Annotated in this window: 18 protein-coding genes; 11 read left to right on the forward strand and 7 right to left on the reverse strand. The window is 59.1% G+C overall.

Annotated elements, in window-relative coordinates; genetic code table 11:
- Both Q1B15_RS14420 and Q1B15_RS14425 read right to left on the reverse strand, forming a co-directional pair.
- A partial coding sequence (locus Q1B15_RS14420) for a signal recognition particle receptor subunit alpha (protein WP_299754748.1) occupies positions 1-203 on the reverse strand: 203 nt, incomplete at its 3' end.
- A 186-nt stretch (positions 204-389) separates the two neighbouring features.
- Positions 390-890, reverse strand: a complete 501-nt coding sequence (locus Q1B15_RS14425) for a hypothetical protein (protein ID WP_299754750.1) — start codon at positions 888-890, stop codon at positions 390-392.
- 72 nt (positions 891-962) lie between these two features.
- Here Q1B15_RS14425 and Q1B15_RS14430 point away from each other — a divergent pair, with 72 nt between their 5' ends.
- Entirely contained in the window at positions 963-1,916 is a 954-nt protein-coding gene (locus tag Q1B15_RS14430; RefSeq protein ID WP_299754753.1) for a DMT family transporter, read from the forward strand.
- Here the strand turns inward: Q1B15_RS14430 and smc are convergent.
- The gene (gene smc, locus Q1B15_RS14435; RefSeq protein ID WP_299754754.1) at positions 1,913-5,368 is read right to left on the reverse strand and encodes a chromosome segregation protein SMC; all 3,456 of its coding nucleotides are present in this window, start codon (positions 5,366-5,368) and stop codon (positions 1,913-1,915) included. The two genes, Q1B15_RS14430 and smc, sit on opposite strands and share 4 nt — an antisense overlap.
- A gap of 193 nt (positions 5,369-5,561) precedes the next feature.
- On the opposite strand from smc, the gene Q1B15_RS14440 reads away from it, so the two are divergent.
- Positions 5,562-6,098, forward strand: a complete 537-nt coding sequence (locus Q1B15_RS14440) for an NADPH-dependent FMN reductase (RefSeq protein WP_299754756.1) — start codon at positions 5,562-5,564, stop codon at positions 6,096-6,098.
- 40 nt (positions 6,099-6,138) lie between these two features.
- Complete coding sequence (locus Q1B15_RS14445) at positions 6,139-6,921, forward strand: MaoC/PaaZ C-terminal domain-containing protein (protein ID WP_299754758.1); 783 nt, start codon at positions 6,139-6,141, stop codon at positions 6,919-6,921.
- A 67-nt stretch (positions 6,922-6,988) separates the two neighbouring features.
- Here Q1B15_RS14445 and Q1B15_RS14450 read toward each other — a convergent pair whose 3' ends face one another.
- Entirely contained in the window at positions 6,989-8,026 is a 1,038-nt protein-coding gene (locus Q1B15_RS14450) for an FAD-binding oxidoreductase (protein ID WP_299754760.1), read from the reverse strand.
- 55 nt (positions 8,027-8,081) lie between these two features.
- Between Q1B15_RS14450 and mnmD the strand changes: the two genes are divergently transcribed.
- Positions 8,082-8,765, forward strand: coding sequence for a tRNA (5-methylaminomethyl-2-thiouridine)(34)-methyltransferase MnmD (gene mnmD / locus Q1B15_RS14455; RefSeq protein WP_299754763.1), 684 nt, complete (start codon positions 8,082-8,084; stop codon positions 8,763-8,765).
- On the opposite strand, the gene Q1B15_RS14460 is transcribed toward mnmD, so the two are convergent.
- The gene (locus Q1B15_RS14460) at positions 8,762-9,358 is read right to left on the reverse strand and encodes an ABC transporter substrate-binding protein (RefSeq protein WP_366141730.1); all 597 of its coding nucleotides are present in this window, start codon (positions 9,356-9,358) and stop codon (positions 8,762-8,764) included. The genes mnmD and Q1B15_RS14460 overlap by 4 nt on opposite strands.
- Positions 9,351-10,124, reverse strand: coding sequence for a VacJ family lipoprotein (locus Q1B15_RS14465; RefSeq protein ID WP_299754767.1), 774 nt, complete (start codon positions 10,122-10,124; stop codon positions 9,351-9,353). The genes Q1B15_RS14460 and Q1B15_RS14465 overlap by 8 nt, the downstream gene beginning before the upstream one ends.
- Positions 10,125-10,340: 216 nt before the next feature.
- On the opposite strand from Q1B15_RS14465, the gene Q1B15_RS14470 reads away from it, so the two are divergent.
- The 5 genes from Q1B15_RS14470 to Q1B15_RS14490 are packed head-to-tail and all read left to right on the forward strand — an operon-like array spanning position 10,341 to position 13,947.
- Positions 10,341-10,805: a RidA family protein gene (locus Q1B15_RS14470; RefSeq protein ID WP_299754770.1), complete on the forward strand. Its 465-nt coding sequence runs from the start codon at positions 10,341-10,343 to the stop codon at positions 10,803-10,805.
- Positions 10,802-11,569, forward strand: a complete 768-nt coding sequence (locus Q1B15_RS14475) for a glycerophosphodiester phosphodiesterase family protein (RefSeq protein ID WP_299754773.1) — start codon at positions 10,802-10,804, stop codon at positions 11,567-11,569. Before Q1B15_RS14470 ends, Q1B15_RS14475 begins: the two co-directional genes overlap by 4 nt.
- Before the next feature lie 49 nt (positions 11,570-11,618).
- Positions 11,619-12,803, forward strand: a complete 1,185-nt coding sequence (locus tag Q1B15_RS14480; protein WP_299754776.1) for a GNAT family N-acetyltransferase — start codon at positions 11,619-11,621, stop codon at positions 12,801-12,803.
- On the forward strand, positions 12,800-13,093 hold the full coding sequence (locus Q1B15_RS14485) for a 4a-hydroxytetrahydrobiopterin dehydratase (protein WP_299754778.1): 294 nt from the start codon (positions 12,800-12,802) through the stop codon (positions 13,091-13,093). The genes Q1B15_RS14480 and Q1B15_RS14485 overlap by 4 nt, the downstream gene beginning before the upstream one ends.
- Positions 13,093-13,947 (forward strand): mechanosensitive ion channel domain-containing protein, encoded by an 855-nt coding sequence (locus Q1B15_RS14490; protein ID WP_299754780.1) that lies wholly within the window; start codon positions 13,093-13,095, stop codon positions 13,945-13,947. The genes Q1B15_RS14485 and Q1B15_RS14490 overlap by 1 nt, the downstream gene beginning before the upstream one ends.
- A gap of 3 nt (positions 13,948-13,950) precedes the next feature.
- On the opposite strand, the gene Q1B15_RS14495 is transcribed toward Q1B15_RS14490, so the two are convergent.
- Positions 13,951-14,439 carry a peroxiredoxin gene (locus Q1B15_RS14495; RefSeq protein WP_299754782.1) on the reverse strand — a complete coding sequence of 163 codons (489 nt, stop codon included), beginning with the start codon at positions 14,437-14,439 and terminating at the stop codon, positions 13,951-13,953.
- Between the two features lie 79 nt (positions 14,440-14,518).
- On the opposite strand from Q1B15_RS14495, the gene Q1B15_RS14500 reads away from it, so the two are divergent.
- Entirely contained in the window at positions 14,519-15,727 is a 1,209-nt protein-coding gene (locus Q1B15_RS14500) for an FAD-dependent oxidoreductase (RefSeq protein ID WP_299754784.1), read from the forward strand.
- Positions 15,724-16,019, forward strand: a 296-nt coding sequence (locus Q1B15_RS14505; protein ID WP_299754786.1) for an RsmD family RNA methyltransferase, incomplete at its 3' end; no start/stop codon positions are given. The genes Q1B15_RS14500 and Q1B15_RS14505, both read left to right, overlap by 4 nt.

Genomic DNA, 16,019 nt, shown 5'->3' on the forward strand with positions numbered 1-16,019 from the left:
ACCGATTTGGTCACGGATTGCCCCGTGGCTTTTTCCTGAATGGCTTTGACGAAATCGCGGGCGACGGGCAGCGAAACGTCGGCTTCAAGAAGGGCGACGCGGACTTCGCGTAGGGCGGTTTTCACGTCGTCTTCGGACAGCGCGCCCTGCTTCGTCAGACGATCAAAGACGCCAGAGAGGCGATCTGAGAGATTTTCAAACATACGCACTGGCCCTTTTGCCCGTTGATCCCTGATCGGCACTTATGCACCGACCGACTAAACGCCAAACGCGCCAGTGGCGCGACCCGACTAAACGCCAAACGCCCCCATGGGCGCGACGCGCTGATGGGGGGCGATCCCTGTAAACAGGGACCGGGAGATTCAATGCTCCCGGAGGTTGATGCGGGATTACGGCGCGTGCGGCGCGGAGTCAAGGTCGCCGTCGCCCATCCAGCGGTTGATGGTTTCGACAATGTCGCCCGAACGATTTGAGTTGGAATAGGTCGTCACGATCGGCACGCGCAGATCACCGCCCCCGCGGCGCATGACAAGCGTTGGACGATCTAGGCGTTGCCCGTCCGAGTTGGTGGTGTGCTCAATAAGTGCGTGATCGACATCACCAAGGGCGCGCGTGTTTTCCTTGTATCCGAAGACTGTCCTGCGCCGAATTGTGAAGGTCTGTTGCCGCCGGTCGAAGATCACCTGAACGCGGCGGACGAAGGCGACAAAGCATGCCGTTCCGATGCCGCCGCCGAAAATTGCGAAAAACAGGCCCATGAGGTCCCCGTCAAACACGAGCGACAAGCCGACCGCGACAAAAATAAGGATGATTGCGGTCAGAAGGATCGACAGGAGCCATGGCACAGAGGCAAGGATCAGTTGGTCGGGGGTGTCGCGGATGATTTTCATGGGGTGATCTTAGGAGCCTCAGGGCATTCATCAAAGGCTGCGCTTTTGTTCGCCTTGCCACGGATTGGCTTCATGTGCTTGATGGGAGGCAGATCCAAAGGAGCATCCAAAATCGCAACCTCGGCCAATCCGCCGGAAACGCCCTCGGGCGTGCCGACTCGCCGCTCGGAAAGCGGTAAAGGTGTCTTGTTGATGCTTCTCGGCATGTTCCTGTTTGCGGCAGTGGATACAGGGGCGAAGTTCCTCACGGCTGAGCTTCATCCAATCCAGATCACCTGGGCCCGGCAGTTGGGACTTTTGGCCGGCGCGTTTTTCTTGATTGCCTACCATGGGCGGACGATCCTGCGGACGTCGCACCCGAAGTTGCAGGTTTTGAGGGGCTGTGTTGCGGTCGGGTCTGCGACGTTGTTCATCGTTGGGGTTAGCTATGTTCCGTTGGCTGACGCGGTTGCAGTGACTTTCGTGGCCCCGTTCATTGTGACGCTGTTGGCGGCATTCATCCTGCGCGAGCCTGTGGGCATGCGGCGATGGATTGCGGTGTTCCTGGGGTTTGTCGGGACATTGATCGTAATCCGGCCAGGCATGAGTGTGATCCACCCGGCGGCGTTTCTTATTGTGATTGCGGCGGCATTTTTCGCTGTGCGACAAATCATATCCCGCGCCCTGAGCGATACCGATAAGACCGCCACAACGATTGTCTATACAGCCATTGTGGGCAGTGCCTTATTAACGCTGCCCTTGCCTTTTGTCTGGATCACGCCGGACAGCCAACAAGTTATGATCCTTGTGGGTATTGCCGCTTTGGCCGGTGTGGCGGAAGTCTGTGTCATCAAGGCTTTTGAAGTGGCGATGGCCGTGGTGATCGCCCCGATCCATTACAGCATGATGATCTGGGGGACGTTCTACGGGTTTGTCGTCTTTGGTCAGCTTCCCGATATGTGGACGGTGATCGGGGCCGCGGTGATTATTTCCACCGGGCTCTATACGCTTAGGCGGGAATATTTGATTTCGCACGGCCGCATTTAAGCGACCATTGCTTCCGCATTTCTAAGATCAACCGAGACAAGTTGGCTGACGCCCTGTTCGGCCATTGTCACGCCGAAAAGGCGATCCATGCGGGCCATTGTCACCGCGTGGTGAGTGATGATCAAAAAGCGCGTGTTGGTGCGGCGGCACATCTCGTCGAGAAGATCGCAAAAGCGCGTTACGTTTGCGTCGTCCAGCGGGGCATCGACCTCGTCGAGGACGCAGATCGGGGCTGGGTTTGCAAGGAACACGGCGAAGATCAGGGCAAGGGCCGTAAGGGTTTGTTCGCCGCCGGAAAGAAGCGAGAGCGTGGATAGCTTTTTGCCGGGCGGTTGGCACATGATCTCAAGACCAGCGTCAAGCGGGTCATCAGATTCGATCAACACAAGTTTCGCTTCTCCGCCGCCGAAGAGGTGTTTGAACAACAGTGAGAAATTGGAGTTGACCTGCTCGAAGGCGGTCAGCAGACGTTCGCGACCTTCTTTGTTGAGGCTGGCAATACCGTTTCTGAGGGCGCGGATCGCGTCTTCCAAGTCGGTTTTTTCGGCAACAAGGTTGGTGTGTTCTTCATCGACCTCGCGGGCGTCTTCTTCGGCGCGCAAATTCACCGCGCCAAGGGCGTCCCGGTTGCGGCGCAGACGCAAGACGTCGGCTTCAATTTTCTCAGCCGAAGGCAGTTGTTCGGGGTCGGCCTCAAGCGTTTCAAGAAGCTTTTCAGGCGTGGTTTCCTGTTCTTCGACAATACGCTCGGCGGCGTGGGTGACGGTTTCGCGGGCGGCTTGTGCGTGGGCTTCGGCCGCGGCGCGCGCTTCACGCGCAGCAGAGGCGTCACGTTCGGATTGGCGTTCGGTGTTTTTTGCGTCGCGCTCGGCGGTTTCGCCCAAGGCCAGTGCATCGGCGGCGCTACGACGACGCGTCTCCGCGCCTGCAAGCGTGTCCGCAAGGCGGTCGCGATCTGCGGCGATGCGCCCGGGCGTGCCTTCTGCTTCGGCAAGCTCGACCCCAGCGGTTTCGCGGCGGCTGGCAAGTTCCGCGATCCGGGTTTCTGCGCTTTCGAGGCGCTTTTGCCAGGTTTCGCGTTCGCGCACGATGGCGGCGAGGCGGCTCTTGCGGGCTTCGCCGTCCCGCTTCAGCTCGTCATGCGATGAGCGCCTGGCCATCATCGTCATCCGCGCGGCTTCCACCGTAACCTTCAGGTCTTCGGACGTGGCGCGCAGGGCATCAAGATCGTCGAGACTTTCCAGCGAACGCTCGGCGTCTTGCAGTCGCTGACGGGCGGCCGTGGCTTCGTCTCCGTGGCGCGCCGTCGCAAGGTCTGCGGCATCGCGTTTTCCAGCAGAGATGTTGCGGTCGGCTTCGGCGCGCGAGAGGCTTCGGTTGGCTTCGGCAAGGGCATGATCTGCGGCGCGACGGGCATCGCGGGCTTCGGACAGTTTGCTCGCCAGTGCTTCGAGTTCGCCCTTCAGATGCTCGTGCGCGCGGGCGGCTCCGTCGGCGCGGGCGGTGGCGGATTCCAAACCCTGCTTCAGTTCTTCAAGGCGGTTCAGTTGCTCAAGTCGTAGTGCAGCAGCGGACGGGGCATCGCCCGATCCGGCGCGGAACCCGTCCCAGCGCCAAAGATCACCTTCGATGGATACAAGGCGCTGTCCAGGAAGCAGATCGGCCTGAAGGCCCGGGCCGTCATTGCGGTTGATGAGACCAACCTGCGCAAGGCGACGGGCGAGGACCTGCGGGACGCTGACGTAATTGGTTAATGCCGCGACCCCAAGAGGGAGCGATTGCGGTTTGGCGTAGCCCGGAAGCGAGGCCCAGCCAGACGGGTCGTCGTCTTCAATCGCGGGCGCGCGCAAGTCATCGGCAAGAGCCGCGCCGAGAGCCTTTTCGTAGCCGGATTTGACCGAAAGAAGGTCCATGACCTGACCGCCCTCGGCCGTGTCGCGGTTTACCAGGTTGGCCAATGCTGAAACTTCGGCCTGCAGGGCCTTTGCTTCGCCTTCTGCCGAGGCACGTTCCGCGCGCGCATTGGACTCGCGCGATTGCGCCCCTTCTCGGGCGTCATCAAAGGCCACGAGTGCGGCTTCCGCGGAATTGGCGGCTTCGCTGGCGGCTGCAAGCGCAACTTCTGCGGCGGCGAAAGCAGTGGCGGCAGTTGCGAGGTCTTGTTCTGAAGACTTTGCTTCGTCACGGGCCTTTTCTTCGGCGGCTTCACTGCGGGAAAGGGTCGTTTTGGCGTCGTCGCGCAGCCGTTGCGCTGACTGGTGGCGTGCAGCAAGACGGGCAACGTCTTCGGTCAAAGTGGATAGATCGTTTTCGCGGTTATGAAGGATGCGGGCGGCTTCGTGGGCTTCCTTGGAGGCTGCGTCCACGGCGTCGTCGAAGCCTTCGCTTTCGCGGTCAAGCGCGGCTGTTTCTGCAGTAAGCCGCGCGAGAGTTTCTCCTGCATCGGAGTTGAGGGCCGTTTCGCGGTCGGCGTCGGCAGTGAGTTGCGCAATCCGCGCCTGAAGCATTTCGATGGCACGCTTGGCGCGGGCCTCGTCTTCGTCAAGCTGAGCAATCTGGACCTGAACGCGTTGAAGAAGTGCAGCGGCGATAGCTTCTTCTTCGCGCAACTGCGGCAGAGCCTCTTCGGCCTTGGCGCGATTGTCGGTGGCCGTTCGCGCCGTCCGTTCGGCCTCGGCCGTTGCGCGGGTGCGCTCGGCAAGGTCGGTTTCGGTGGCTATGCGCGCGTCTTCGGCTTCGCGCCATTTGAGATAAAGCAACAAGCCTTCGGCATGGCGCAATTGCCCGCCGATCTCACGGTAACGCTTGGCTTGACGGGCCTGGCGCGCGAGCGATGCCAGTTGGTTGGCGAGCTGTTCGATGACGTCGTCAACGCGGGTAAGGTTTGTTTCGGCGCCTTTAAGCTTTAATTCAGCTTCATGGCGGCGCTGGTAAAGGCCCGAAATACCAGCGGCTTCCTCAAGAATACGGCGGCGTGCTTTGGGTTGGGCGTTGATCAGCTCGGAAATCTGTCCCTGGCGGACAAGGGCCGGCGAATGCGCGCCGGTGGACGCGTCGGCAAACAACATCTGCACGTCACGGGCACGGACGTCTTTGGTGTTCACTTTGTAGGCAGAGCCTGCATCCCGCGTGATACGGCGGATAATCTCAAGCCCGTCGTTTTCGTTGAAGCCAGCTGGCGCAAGGCGCTCGGAATTGTCGATGATCAGCCCGACTTCGGCGAAATTGCGGGCCGGGCGGGTTGAGGCCCCGGCGAAGATCACATCTTCCATGCCGCCGCCGCGCATTGCCGAGGGGCGGTTTTCGCCCATGACCCAGCGGAGCGCCTCCAACAGGTTCGACTTGCCGCAACCGTTCGGGCCGACAACACCAGTCAGCCCGTCCGCGATGACAAGATCGGTCGGGTCGACGAAGCTTTTGAAGCCGTTGAGACGCAGTCGGGAGAAGCGCAAGGGAGTTTGGCCTTTGGACTTGGGTGATTCCGGTCCCCAAGTGTCCGGTCTGCGCGAAGGGGAGTCAATGTCAGACGCAAGCGAAGGTGGGTATATCGGCAATTATCCACAAGATGTTGGGCTTTTTCGCGAATTCCCTTGCGAAAGGCACGTTCTGGATTAGGTCCGGCAAGAGGAATGTTTGCAATGAGGCGTGTCAGTGCTGCTTGGAATTTCAGGGTCCCTTCGGGCGCAAGCCACGAACCGGAAGCTAATCCGCGAGGCGGGTCGCCATTTTGGCGGTGACTACGTCGAGGCGGATATTCGATTGCCGCTTTATGACGGCGACGAAGAGGCCGCGTCCGGGGTGCCTGCGTCGGTGCAGATTTTAGCAGATCAGATCGCTTTGGCTGAGGCGGTTGTGATTTCGACGCCCGAATACAATCAGTCGTTTTCAGGGGTTCTTAAGAATGCACTGGATTGGATCAGCCGGGTTGAAGGGCGTCCCTGGGCCCATAAACCCGTTGTGCTCATGGCCGCGGCCGCGGGTCGTGCAGGTGGCGCGCGGGCAAATTATGCGTTGCGTCTTGCGATGACGCCGTTTCGCGCGCGGGTTTTGGCGATGGAAGTTTTGTTGGCGGGCTCTGGCACGGCGTTCGATGCTGAGGGACGCCTGGTTTCAGAGCGCGTTGATGCGCAAGTGGCAGATATTATCGTGGCGTTGAAGGCCGAGATCGCGCGCGGTGTGTGACCGCTTGTAGCTTGGCGCGCGCGGATTTAGTTTCGCGGCTATGAGCCTCGCTGAAACATTAACACTGAACGACCGTATCGACCCGGCGCGCGCCGAGGCATGGTTCGCCACCTTGGGGCAGGCGTGCCCGGTTGATGTTGGCGCGATACTGCCGCCGTTCGCACATTTGGCGTATTTTTGGAATCCTGCCGGGCGTGAGGCCTTGGGCGTTGACGGGCATCAAGATGCGGGCATCGGCAAGCCATTGTCGGAATTGCCGATGCGGATGTGGGCGGGTGGCCGCGTGCAATGGCATGCGCCCTTTCGCGCTGGCGTGGCGGCCAAGAAACTCTCCCGCCCCGTTGGGATGACCCGGAAATCAGGGCGCAGCGGCAAGCTTGATTTCGTCACCATGCGTCATGAAGTCTTTCAGCGCGGCGCCTTGGTTCTGACCGAGGATCAGGACCTTGTGTACCGCGAAGCGGGAAGCGCAACCCCGCAAGGCCTGGTTGAAACAGGCGAGGCGGATGAGCGGCGCGCTTTGAAACTGGATGCCGCAACGCTGTTCCGGTTCTCGGCACTGACGTTCAATGCGCATCGCATCCACTATGATGCGGAGTATGCGAGGGATGCAGGGTATGGCGGTATTGTTGTGCATGGTCCGCTTTTGGCGACCTTGCTGGCATTGTTTGCCGCCGAGCATCTTGGGGCGGTGACCGCGTTTTCTTTCCGCGCGACTGCCCCCCTGGTTTTGGGGGATGTTGCCTGGCTTTGCCGGGCGGGGGATCGGTATTGGATCGAAGGATCACGTCGGCGGGTTTCGATGACGGCTGAGGCGCGGTGAACCTTGAGGGGTTTTGTGCGGCGCTGCCCCACGCGCCCTCGAGATATTTTTGAAAGGGTGAACGGGGTCAGGCGGTCAGACGAAAGCCGTCGGGGATTGTGTCTTTGCCGTCCAGAATGAGGTCACACATTGTTTGGGCCACCATCGGTGCCACGCCGAAGCCGATTTTGAAGCCCCCGTTTGCGACAAAGTGATCGGTGCGGTCTGGCCATGCTCCAAGAAGGGGCGCGCGGCTTTTGGCGCGGGGGCGTACGCCGGCCCAGCGTTCTACGATGCGCGCCCCTTTCAGGACAGGCATCAGTTCCATGGCGCGCCGGATGACGTCGTCGAGCATTTGGTCGGTGCTGTGTGGATCGCTGAAGTCTCGTTCAGAGGTGGAGCCTATGGCCACGGTGCCGTCCTGATGTGGCACAAAATGGATGCCGCCTGCGAAAATCTGGGACCTTCCAGCTGCCTCGTGGTGCAAGAGCGCGGCCTGACCTTTGACCCCAGTGCCCATCAGCTTGCCAAAGGCGGTATTCAGGTCGTCGAGACCTTTCCATCCGGTGGCCCAAAGGATTGCGCCGCCGTCGTCGTTGGCTTGCGTCGTGACGTCGCCTCCGCGGGCTTTAATGGCGGCCGTGAGGCTTGCGCAGGCACGTCTTGGGTGGATAAGGGCAGACAACGTGTCGTGGATATAAAGGCCTGTATCGCTTGGGGGTCGCCAGTCGCCCGCGGCGTCAGCTTCTATAACCTCCCAGATCGCGGCGTTACCCCAGAATTCGGCAGCGCCTTTTGAGCGGGCGCGGGCCATGACAACTTCGCGTTCCCCTGCGAGCGGTTGCAGCCGTCCGGCCTTTGCGAACCCGGTTGAGATGCCTGAGGTCGCTTCAATCTCGTGCCAGAAGTCGGGGGCCATGAGCAGAGCGTCGAGTTGGAATTGCTTCTTTTCGTTCCAGACGTCTGGCGTATGCGGCTGGAGCGCACCGACGATGCCTCCGGAGGCACCTGAACCTGCGCCATTCGGGTCAATCACGCGCACGTTTGCCCCGCGCTTCAGAGCAGTCCATGCGGTCGCGAGACCAAATATGCCCGCGCCGCGCACTGTAAGATCGACCGTTGCCAATTTGGGCTCCTGTTGCGACTGTCTGACGGTATTTCCAAGCGATTTAAGGCGAAACGTGGCTTCACACCAGCATCCAGAGCTCAGTTGGCGCGGAAATGTGCCGATCGCCACCCGTTTCGAGGACCCTTACTTCTCGCTTGAGGACGGTTTGGCCGAGACGGGTCATGTTTTTCTTGCAGGTAACGGGCTGCCCGCGCGTTTTGAGGATGAGTTTCAGGTTGCCGAACTGGGGTTCGGCACAGGTCTGAATTTTCTTGCGACATGGGCGGCTTGGGCGGCATCCGGGAAGCCTGGCACGCTGCGGTTCACGTCGTTTGAGCTATTTCCGATGGCGGCGGATGATATGGCGCGCGCGCTGTCCGTGTTTCCGACTTTGGCGGAGTTTGCAGCACCTTTGTTAGCGGCGCGCGGGGAGGGGCGGCTTTCCGTCAGAACCCCGGGCGTCGTCTTGGAGATTATCGAAGGCGATGCACGCCAGTCGGTGCCTGCGTGGGATGGGCTCGCGGATGCGTGGTATCTGGATGGCTTTGCACCGGCGCGCAATCCAGAGCTTTGGGAGCCGGAGTTGTTGCATGCCGTTGCCCGGCATACGGCGCCCGGTGGCACCGCCGCGACGTATTCGGCAGCGGGCGCGATCCGCCGCGGGTTGGCTGAAGCAGGGTTTGAAGTTGAACGGCGACCAGGGTTTGGGCGCAAACGGCATATGACGGTTGCGCGTATGGCTTGCCCCCGGTCTTAGCCCGCGCTTTTCAAATCGCTGATCAAAGCGTCGATATTGCCACCGCGCTTGTCGAGCATTGCACCGATTTCGGCGCGCTCTGATTTCAAAAGGCTGATGCCTTCGATCAAAAGATCAAAGAACCTGTCCGAACCAGACCTGTCCGACACCATGAAAGTGACACTGAACGGTGACTGGCCGCGAAGCTTGGCGACGCACTGCACTTCCTGAAAGCTTTTCACCTGGCGCGCGCTTTGCACGATGATCTCGCCACCGATAAAGTCACGGAACTGTTTGCCGTATTTGCGGGCAAGATATCCGGCGAAGGCATCAGAGAACTGGTTGAGCTGTTGGCTGCTGGCACTTCGGGCCGGGGGCCCGAGCGCCGAGCGTGAGATTGTCGGGACGTCCGCATAACGGTTAAAGATCACCTCGAAATCGCGATACATCGCGGATTCTGATTTGCCGGAATTGATCACCGAAGTGATCCGCGCGACGACATCGTCAATCAACGAACGAGCTTCGGCTGTGGCCAGAGCGAAGGCGGGGCTTGATGCAAAGCCCATCGTCGCCAGAAGGCCTGCAAGCGTTGTGCGGCGTGTCAGGTTACTCATCATACAATCCTTCATACAGGTCGCCGTATAGATCGACGGTTGCGTCGTCTGAGGTGCTTGCCAGCGAGAAACGGCGCGAATCGAGATAAAACAAGCGCAATTGTGTGTAGCTGTCGGCGCTGTCGTAGAGAATGGTGTCGATGGCTTCCGTCAACTCGAAGCGGCTATTCAGCGTTGAGGCAATTGTGAAGTCGAGGTTGGCGTCTTCGGCTTGGCTGCCAAGTTTTGGGCCAAGGACCGTGCCGATCGGGTTGGTCAGAATATCGACGACAAGACCCGCCGTGTCGCGTTCTGTTGACGGGCCAAAGACCGGCAGCACGAGATAGGCGCCTTCGCTGGCGCCCCAGACGGCAAGCGTGTCGGCGAAACCGCTGTCGCGGGCCTCAAGACCCATGTCCGAGGCCGGGTCGAACAGGCCAAGAAGGCCAAGCGTTGTGTTCACCGCGAAACGCGCTGTGTTGTGGATGGCGTCGCCAATGTCCCCTTGCATGATTTTGTTCATCACAGCGCTGGGCATCCCGAGATTGTCTGCAACGTTATCGACCGAGCGGCGAACAGGGCCTGGAACCAAGGTGCCATAGACTTGGCTGGCCGGCCGTAACGCCGAGCGGTCAAGTTCGCCATTTACCCAATGCGTAGCCCGGTTCACGGATTCGTATGGGTCATGCACATCAGTGCCCGGTTCCGGTACAGAACAGGCGGTAAGAAGCGCAAAACCAAGGCCAATGGCCAAAGCGCGCTTTGGGGAAATACGTGTGGGCAGCAAAATCAGACCAAATCGTTTGTTTTAATCAGCAGAGACATTAAGCGGATACATATGTGTTTTTCAGTTAAAGAACAGGTGGTAGGAGTACAAATTCACGCAAATGCGCGTTAAGTGTTGCCAGACAGGCGCGGCTGCGCGAAATCATGCTGATAGCAGGGAAACAGGGGCGATTTTGCGGCAATTGCGGTACGAAACGCCCAAAGAAGGAAATTCTAGATGAGCTCAAACTTTGATCAACGCCTGGCGGACCTTGGCCTTTCGCTTCCTGATGCGCCAGCGCCGCAAGCCAATTATGTGCCTTTTGTGGTGGTTGGGAACACCGTCTATGTCTCGGGGCAGGTGTCGATGAATGCGGACGGGTTGATCACAGGTAAAGTTGGGGCAGACCTGACGGCCGAAGAGGCAGCGAAGGCGGCTCAGACCTGTGCTCTGGCGCTTTTGGCACAGGCCAAGAAGGCCTGTGGTGGCGATATTTCGCGGCTGAAGCGCGTTGTGAAACTGACGGGGTTTGTGAACTCGACACCGGAATTCGGCGATCAGCCGACGGTGGTGAACGGGGCTTCGGATTTGTTGGTGGCGCTATTGGGGGATGCTGGGCGTCATGCCCGTTCGGCCGTAAGCGCGGGCGCATTGCCGTTTAATGTTGCTGTCGAAATCGAAGGTATTTTTGAGATCGAATGACCCGCATGCTTCCTCAATCCCTGATCCGGTTGCCGCTGGCGCATCGTGGACTGCACGATGCGCGGGCCGGTCGTATCGAAAACGCGATGGCGTCTTTTCAGGCGGCGGTTTCGGCCGGCTATGGCATTGAACTTGATATTCAATTGTCGGCTGACGGGCAGGCGATGGCCTTTCATGACTATAAGCTGGATCGGGTGACGGGTGAGACTGGGCTTGTGCGGGAAAAAACCGCAGCCGCGCTGACTTCGATCCGGTTGACCGGCTCCGATGGCACTATTCCGACGTTGCGTGAGGTTCTGGCCCTCGTGGATGGCAAGGTGCCGTTGTTGGTCGAGATTAAGGATCAGGATGGGGCTTTTGGCACCGATGTGGGGCCTTTGGAGCAAGCCGTGGCGCGAGATCTTCGCGATTACAGCGGCGAATGCGCCGTCATGTCGTTCAATCCCCACAGCGTGGCAGAGATGCAAAGGCTGCTGCCAGATATCCCGCGCGGACTAACAACGGACGCTTTTGCGCCGGGGTGTGGCCCCGCGTCGCTGGATGTGTTGGTCGGACTGCGCGCGATTGCCGATTTTGATCGGGTAGGGGCAAGTTTTATCAGCCATGATTGCAACGATCTTGATCGTGGTCGTGTGGGCGCCTTGAAGGCGCGCGGCGCAGGGATCCTCTGCTGGACCATTCGATCGTCTGAACAAGAGGCAAAAGCGCGGTTGATTGCGGAAAATATCACCTTTGAAGGCTATCTGCCGCGTCTGACGGCTTGAATCGCACGTCGTACGCGCCAGTTGTGAAACAACCCGCAAGAAGAGACGCATGAGCGCATCTGACATCGAAATTTCTGTACTTGGCGGTCTGGCCGAGATCGACCCGGACGTCTGGGACGCTTGCGCATGTCCGGAAGCGGTCGACGGTGCGCGCGCTATTGATCCCTTCACGACCTATCGTTTTTTGAGGGCTTTGGAAGATAGCGGATCGGTGGGGCCCGGGACGGGATGGCAGCCGCATCATCTGGTGGCGCGTGCGGGCGATGAGGTCATCGCGGTTGCGCCGATGTATGCCAAGGGTCACAGCCAGGGCGAGTATATCTTCGACCACAACTGGGCGCATGCCTGGGAGCGGGCAGGCGGACGGTATTATCCGAAGTTGCAGATTGCGGTGCCGTTTACACCTGCGACGGGGCGGCGTTTTTTGACGAAGCCGGGCCAAGAGGATCGCGGCTTTCAAGCCTTGGTGCAGGGGGTGCTTCATGTCGGGATGGAGAACCGCCTTAGCTCGGCACACGCGACGTTTTGCACGGAAGATGAAGCGACACGAGGCGCAGAAATGGGCCTTTTGCATCGGGTGACCCAGCAATACCATTGGGTGAACGACGGCTACGGGACGTTTGATGATTTCCTCGCGGCATTGTCATCGCGCAAGCGCAAGACAATCCGAAAAGAACGACGCACGGCGCATGATTTTGGCGGCGAGATCGTCCAGTATTCGGGCAATGATTTGGGACCCGAGCATTGGGATGCATTTTGGCAATTTTATCAGGACACCGGCGCGCGCAAGTGGGGAACGCCCTATCTGACGCGGTCGTTCTTCGATCACGCTCAGCAAACGCTTCGCGATGACATGTTGCTTGTTCTGGCCCTTGAGGACGGGCGGCCCGTTGCGGGTGCGTTGAATTTCATCGGACGCGATGTGCTGTTTGGACGCTATTGGGGGGCAGTCGAGCAGTTTCCCTGCCTGCATTTCGAACTGTGCTATTATCAGGCCATCGATTACGCGATTAAACACGGATTGCGCGCGGTTGAAGCCGGAGCGCAGGGCGAGCACAAACTGGCGCGTGGATATTTACCAGTTGAATGTCATTCGTTGCATTGGATGGCAGACGAAGGATTTTCTACAGCGGTTTCTGACTACCTTGAGGCCGAGAAGCGCGCCGTGTCAGGCGATATCGAAATCCTGACCACATATGGACCATTCAAGAAGATCACACAGGAGCCGACATGAGCGAGAAACTAACAGGTGAAGCGCGCGAGGCGGCGGTGTCGACACTGACTGCGACGGGATGGGTGTTGGGCGAAGATCGTGATGCGATCACCAAGACGTTCAAGTTTGGCAGTTTCATCGAGGCCTTTGGGTGGATGACCCGGATGGCGCTTGTGGCTGAGAAGATGAACCATCACCCCGAGTGGTTTAACGTCTACAACCGTGTCGAGGTGACCTTGACGACGCATGACGCCGGTGGTCTGTCCGCCCTTGACGCTGCGCTGGCGGAGAAGATGGACAAGGCGGTCTGATGGAATACCTCGACCAGTTAATGGGTTACCAAGTCGTCGATGGCACGACGGTGGGCGATCTTTTCACGGTTCGCTTTCTGATCGATATCGCGGGGCAGGTGATGCTGGCCAGCGTGATCCTGATCGTAGGTTTCTTTTTGGCAGGCTTCTTCCGCCGCCGGATTATTCGGCTGGCGGAGAGATCCCGTCACTTCGACAAGACGATGGGTGGCTTCCTGGCCAATATCGTGCGCTACGGTCTTCTGGCGCTGACGATAATATTCGTCCTGCAGAATTTCGGCTTCCAGACGGCGTCCCTTATTGCGCTTCTTGGTGCCGCCGGTCTTGCGATTGGCCTTGCTTTGCAAGGTGTTCTAAGTGGCGTCGCATCCGGTGTGATGCTGGTGGTTTTCCGTCCGATCAAGGTCGGCGATTTCGTGTCCGTCAACGGCGTTATGGGGACGGTCAAGGACATTTCAATCTTTACGACGGAACTTGCGACGTTGGATAATGTTCAGATCATTATGCCGAACACGTCGGTCTGGTCGAGTACGATCACGAACTACTCGGTATATGACAGACGACGTGCAGAGTGGATTTTCGGTGTTGCTTATGGGGCCGATCTTGCCAAGGCCGAGCAGATTATCAAAGATACTATTCTTGGCGATCCGCGCTCATTGACAGACCCCGAGCCGTTCATTCAAGTGAACAACCTTGGCGACTTCTCGGTCGACTTTCTTGTACGGGTCTGGGTGCCTGCGGCTGCATATTTTCAGTATCAGGCCGATATGAAGCGTCTTGTGAAAGAGGCGTTCGATGCCGGCGGGATCGATATTCCGTTCCCGACGCGCACCGTTCGTAACATCTCTGCCTAAGCGCTAGACCATTTCAAGAAGAGTTTCGCCGGCCGTCATTTCACAGACACCGCGCCCCTCTTCGACCTGAAGCACTTCGACAACGCCGTCGTTTACGACCATGGCGCAGCGCAGGATGCGCTGGATGTAGCCAACGGGGGGGGCATCAAAAGTCAGGCCGATGGATTTACCAAAGGCGCTGGACCAGTCCGCCAACATGGTAATTCCAGCTTCTGTTGCGCCTGTTGTCTCGCCCCATTTGGCCATCACGAAGACATCGTTGACTGAAACACAGATGATTTCGTCGATGCCTTTTTCCTTGAACGCTTCGTATGTGCGGATGAAACTTGGCAGATGCGCCATCGAACAAGTCGATGTGAAGGCCCCAGGCAGTCCGAAGATAACGACGCGCTTGCCGGAAATGTGCTTGGCGACGTCGATTTCTTCGGGTCCGTTCTCGCCCATGTGAAGAACAGTTGATGACTGGATACGGTCGCCGACGGTGATAGGCATTGCAGGGGAACTCCGGGTGGCTACTAAGGTTGATACGGGACATAACGTGGTGGATGGGTTTGACCAGAGGGCAAAGCGAATGAGCGGAATTTTTGTCGTTGGTGGCGGACAGGCGGGGGCGTCTTTGGTCGCCAAATTGCGAGCACTTGGCGCGGAGATGCCGATCACGGTCGTCTGTGGTGAAAGCGTGCCGCCGTATCAGCGTCCGCCTTTGTCGAAGGCATATTTGCTTGGGGAGATGGCAGAAGAGCGGCTCTATCTGCGGCCTGAGGCCTGGTACGCCGACAACAATATCCAGCTGCGCCTCGGCTGTCCGGTGACCGAGATTGATACGGAGCGCAAGGCTGTCGATATTGGCGGGGAGTGGATCACATATGATCAGCTTGTCCTGACGACCGGGTCAATACCGAACCATTTGCCCGCCGCGATTGGGGGGGATTTGGAGGGTGTCTTCACTGTGCGGGGCCTGGCCGACGTGGACCGGATGGAGCCTCGGTTCCAGCGCGGCGCGCGGGCGCTGGTTGTTGGTGGTGGCTATATTGGACTTGAGGCCGCGGCGGTTGCGACCAAACTTGGCGTGCATGTGACGTTGATTGAAATGTCTCCGCGTATTCTTGGGCGTGTGGCCTCGCCAGAGACGGCAGATGTCATTCGCCAGGCTCATCGCGCCCATGGGGCCGATATCCACGAGGGCGTTGGACTTGAGCGGCTTGTTGGCGGCGGCGGGCATGTGACGGGCGCGCTGTTGTCGGATGGCACGATGCTCCATATTGATTTCGTGATCCTTGGCATGGGTATTCGTCCTGATACGCGGTTGGCGGAGCGTGCCGGTATTGAGTGTGACAACGGGATTGCAGTGGATGAATTCGGGCGCACGTCGGTCGAGGGCATTTGGGCTGCGGGGGACTGCGCAAGCTTTCCGTACAAGGGCGGTCGGTTGCGATTGGAATCGGTGCAGAACGCCATTGATCAGTCCGAGACCATTGCGAGCAATATTCTTGGAGCCGAGACAGCCTATGTCCCGCAACCCTGGTTCTGGTCGGATCAGTATGATCTGAAATTGCAGATTGCCGGTTTGAATACGGGGTATGACCGCGTGGTTGCTCGCAAAGTAGGCGCTGCGCGGAGTTTCTGGTATTTTGCGGGCGATCAGTTGTTGGCCGTCGATGCGATCAATGCGCCGCGTGATTACATGGTCGGCAAGCGGTTGATCGAGGCGGGGAAAAGTCCCGCGCCAGAGGTGCTGGCTGATCCTGAAACCGACATGAAAGCCCTGTTGAAGCCGTGAGGATCATTGGCGGACGCATGCGCGGGCTTGGCCTTGCGTCAGTTGGTAAAGGCGATGCGGCTGCACACCTGAGGCCAACGTCGGACCGTGTGCGCGAGTCGATTTTCAATCTTTTGCAAAACGGCGGCTACGGTGATCCTGTGGAGGGCGCGCGCGTGCTTGATCTGTTTGCGGGAACCGGTGCGCTGGGGCTTGAGGCTTTAAGTCGGGGAGCTGACCACTGTGTCTTTGTGGACTCAGGACATGTCGCAGGGCGTTTGATCGCTGACAATATCCAGCGCGCGCGCGTTTC

Source organism: uncultured Boseongicola sp., from assembly GCF_937988555.1.
GTDB lineage: Bacteria > Pseudomonadota > Alphaproteobacteria > Rhodobacterales > Rhodobacteraceae > Boseongicola.

Excerpts from the sequence above, each read along its gene's own strand:
- Q1B15_RS14480 (WP_299754776.1), top strand. The coding sequence starts at position 11,619 with ATGAGCGCATCTGACATCGAAATTTCTGTACTTGGCGGTCTGGCCGAG.
- Q1B15_RS14500 (WP_299754784.1), top strand. The coding sequence starts at position 14,519 with ATGAGCGGAATTTTTGTCGTTGGTGGCGGACAGGCGGGGGCGTCTTTG.
- Q1B15_RS14490 (WP_299754780.1), top strand. The coding sequence starts at position 13,093 with ATGGAATACCTCGACCAGTTAATGGGTTACCAAGTCGTCGATGGCACG.
- Q1B15_RS14475 (WP_299754773.1), top strand. The coding sequence starts at position 10,802 with ATGACCCGCATGCTTCCTCAATCCCTGATCCGGTTGCCGCTGGCGCAT.
- Q1B15_RS14430 (WP_299754753.1), top strand. The coding sequence starts at position 963 with ATGTGCTTGATGGGAGGCAGATCCAAAGGAGCATCCAAAATCGCAACC.
- Q1B15_RS14485 (WP_299754778.1), top strand. The coding sequence starts at position 12,800 with ATGAGCGAGAAACTAACAGGTGAAGCGCGCGAGGCGGCGGTGTCGACA.
- Q1B15_RS14425 (WP_299754750.1), bottom strand. The coding sequence starts at position 890 with ATGAAAATCATCCGCGACACCCCCGACCAACTGATCCTTGCCTCTGTG.
- Q1B15_RS14445 (WP_299754758.1), top strand. The coding sequence starts at position 6,139 with ATGAGCCTCGCTGAAACATTAACACTGAACGACCGTATCGACCCGGCG.
- Q1B15_RS14495 (WP_299754782.1), bottom strand. The coding sequence starts at position 14,439 with ATGCCTATCACCGTCGGCGACCGTATCCAGTCATCAACTGTTCTTCAC.
- Q1B15_RS14470 (WP_299754770.1), top strand. The coding sequence starts at position 10,341 with ATGAGCTCAAACTTTGATCAACGCCTGGCGGACCTTGGCCTTTCGCTT.
- Q1B15_RS14460 (WP_366141730.1), bottom strand. The coding sequence starts at position 9,358 with ATGAGTAACCTGACACGCCGCACAACGCTTGCAGGCCTTCTGGCGACG.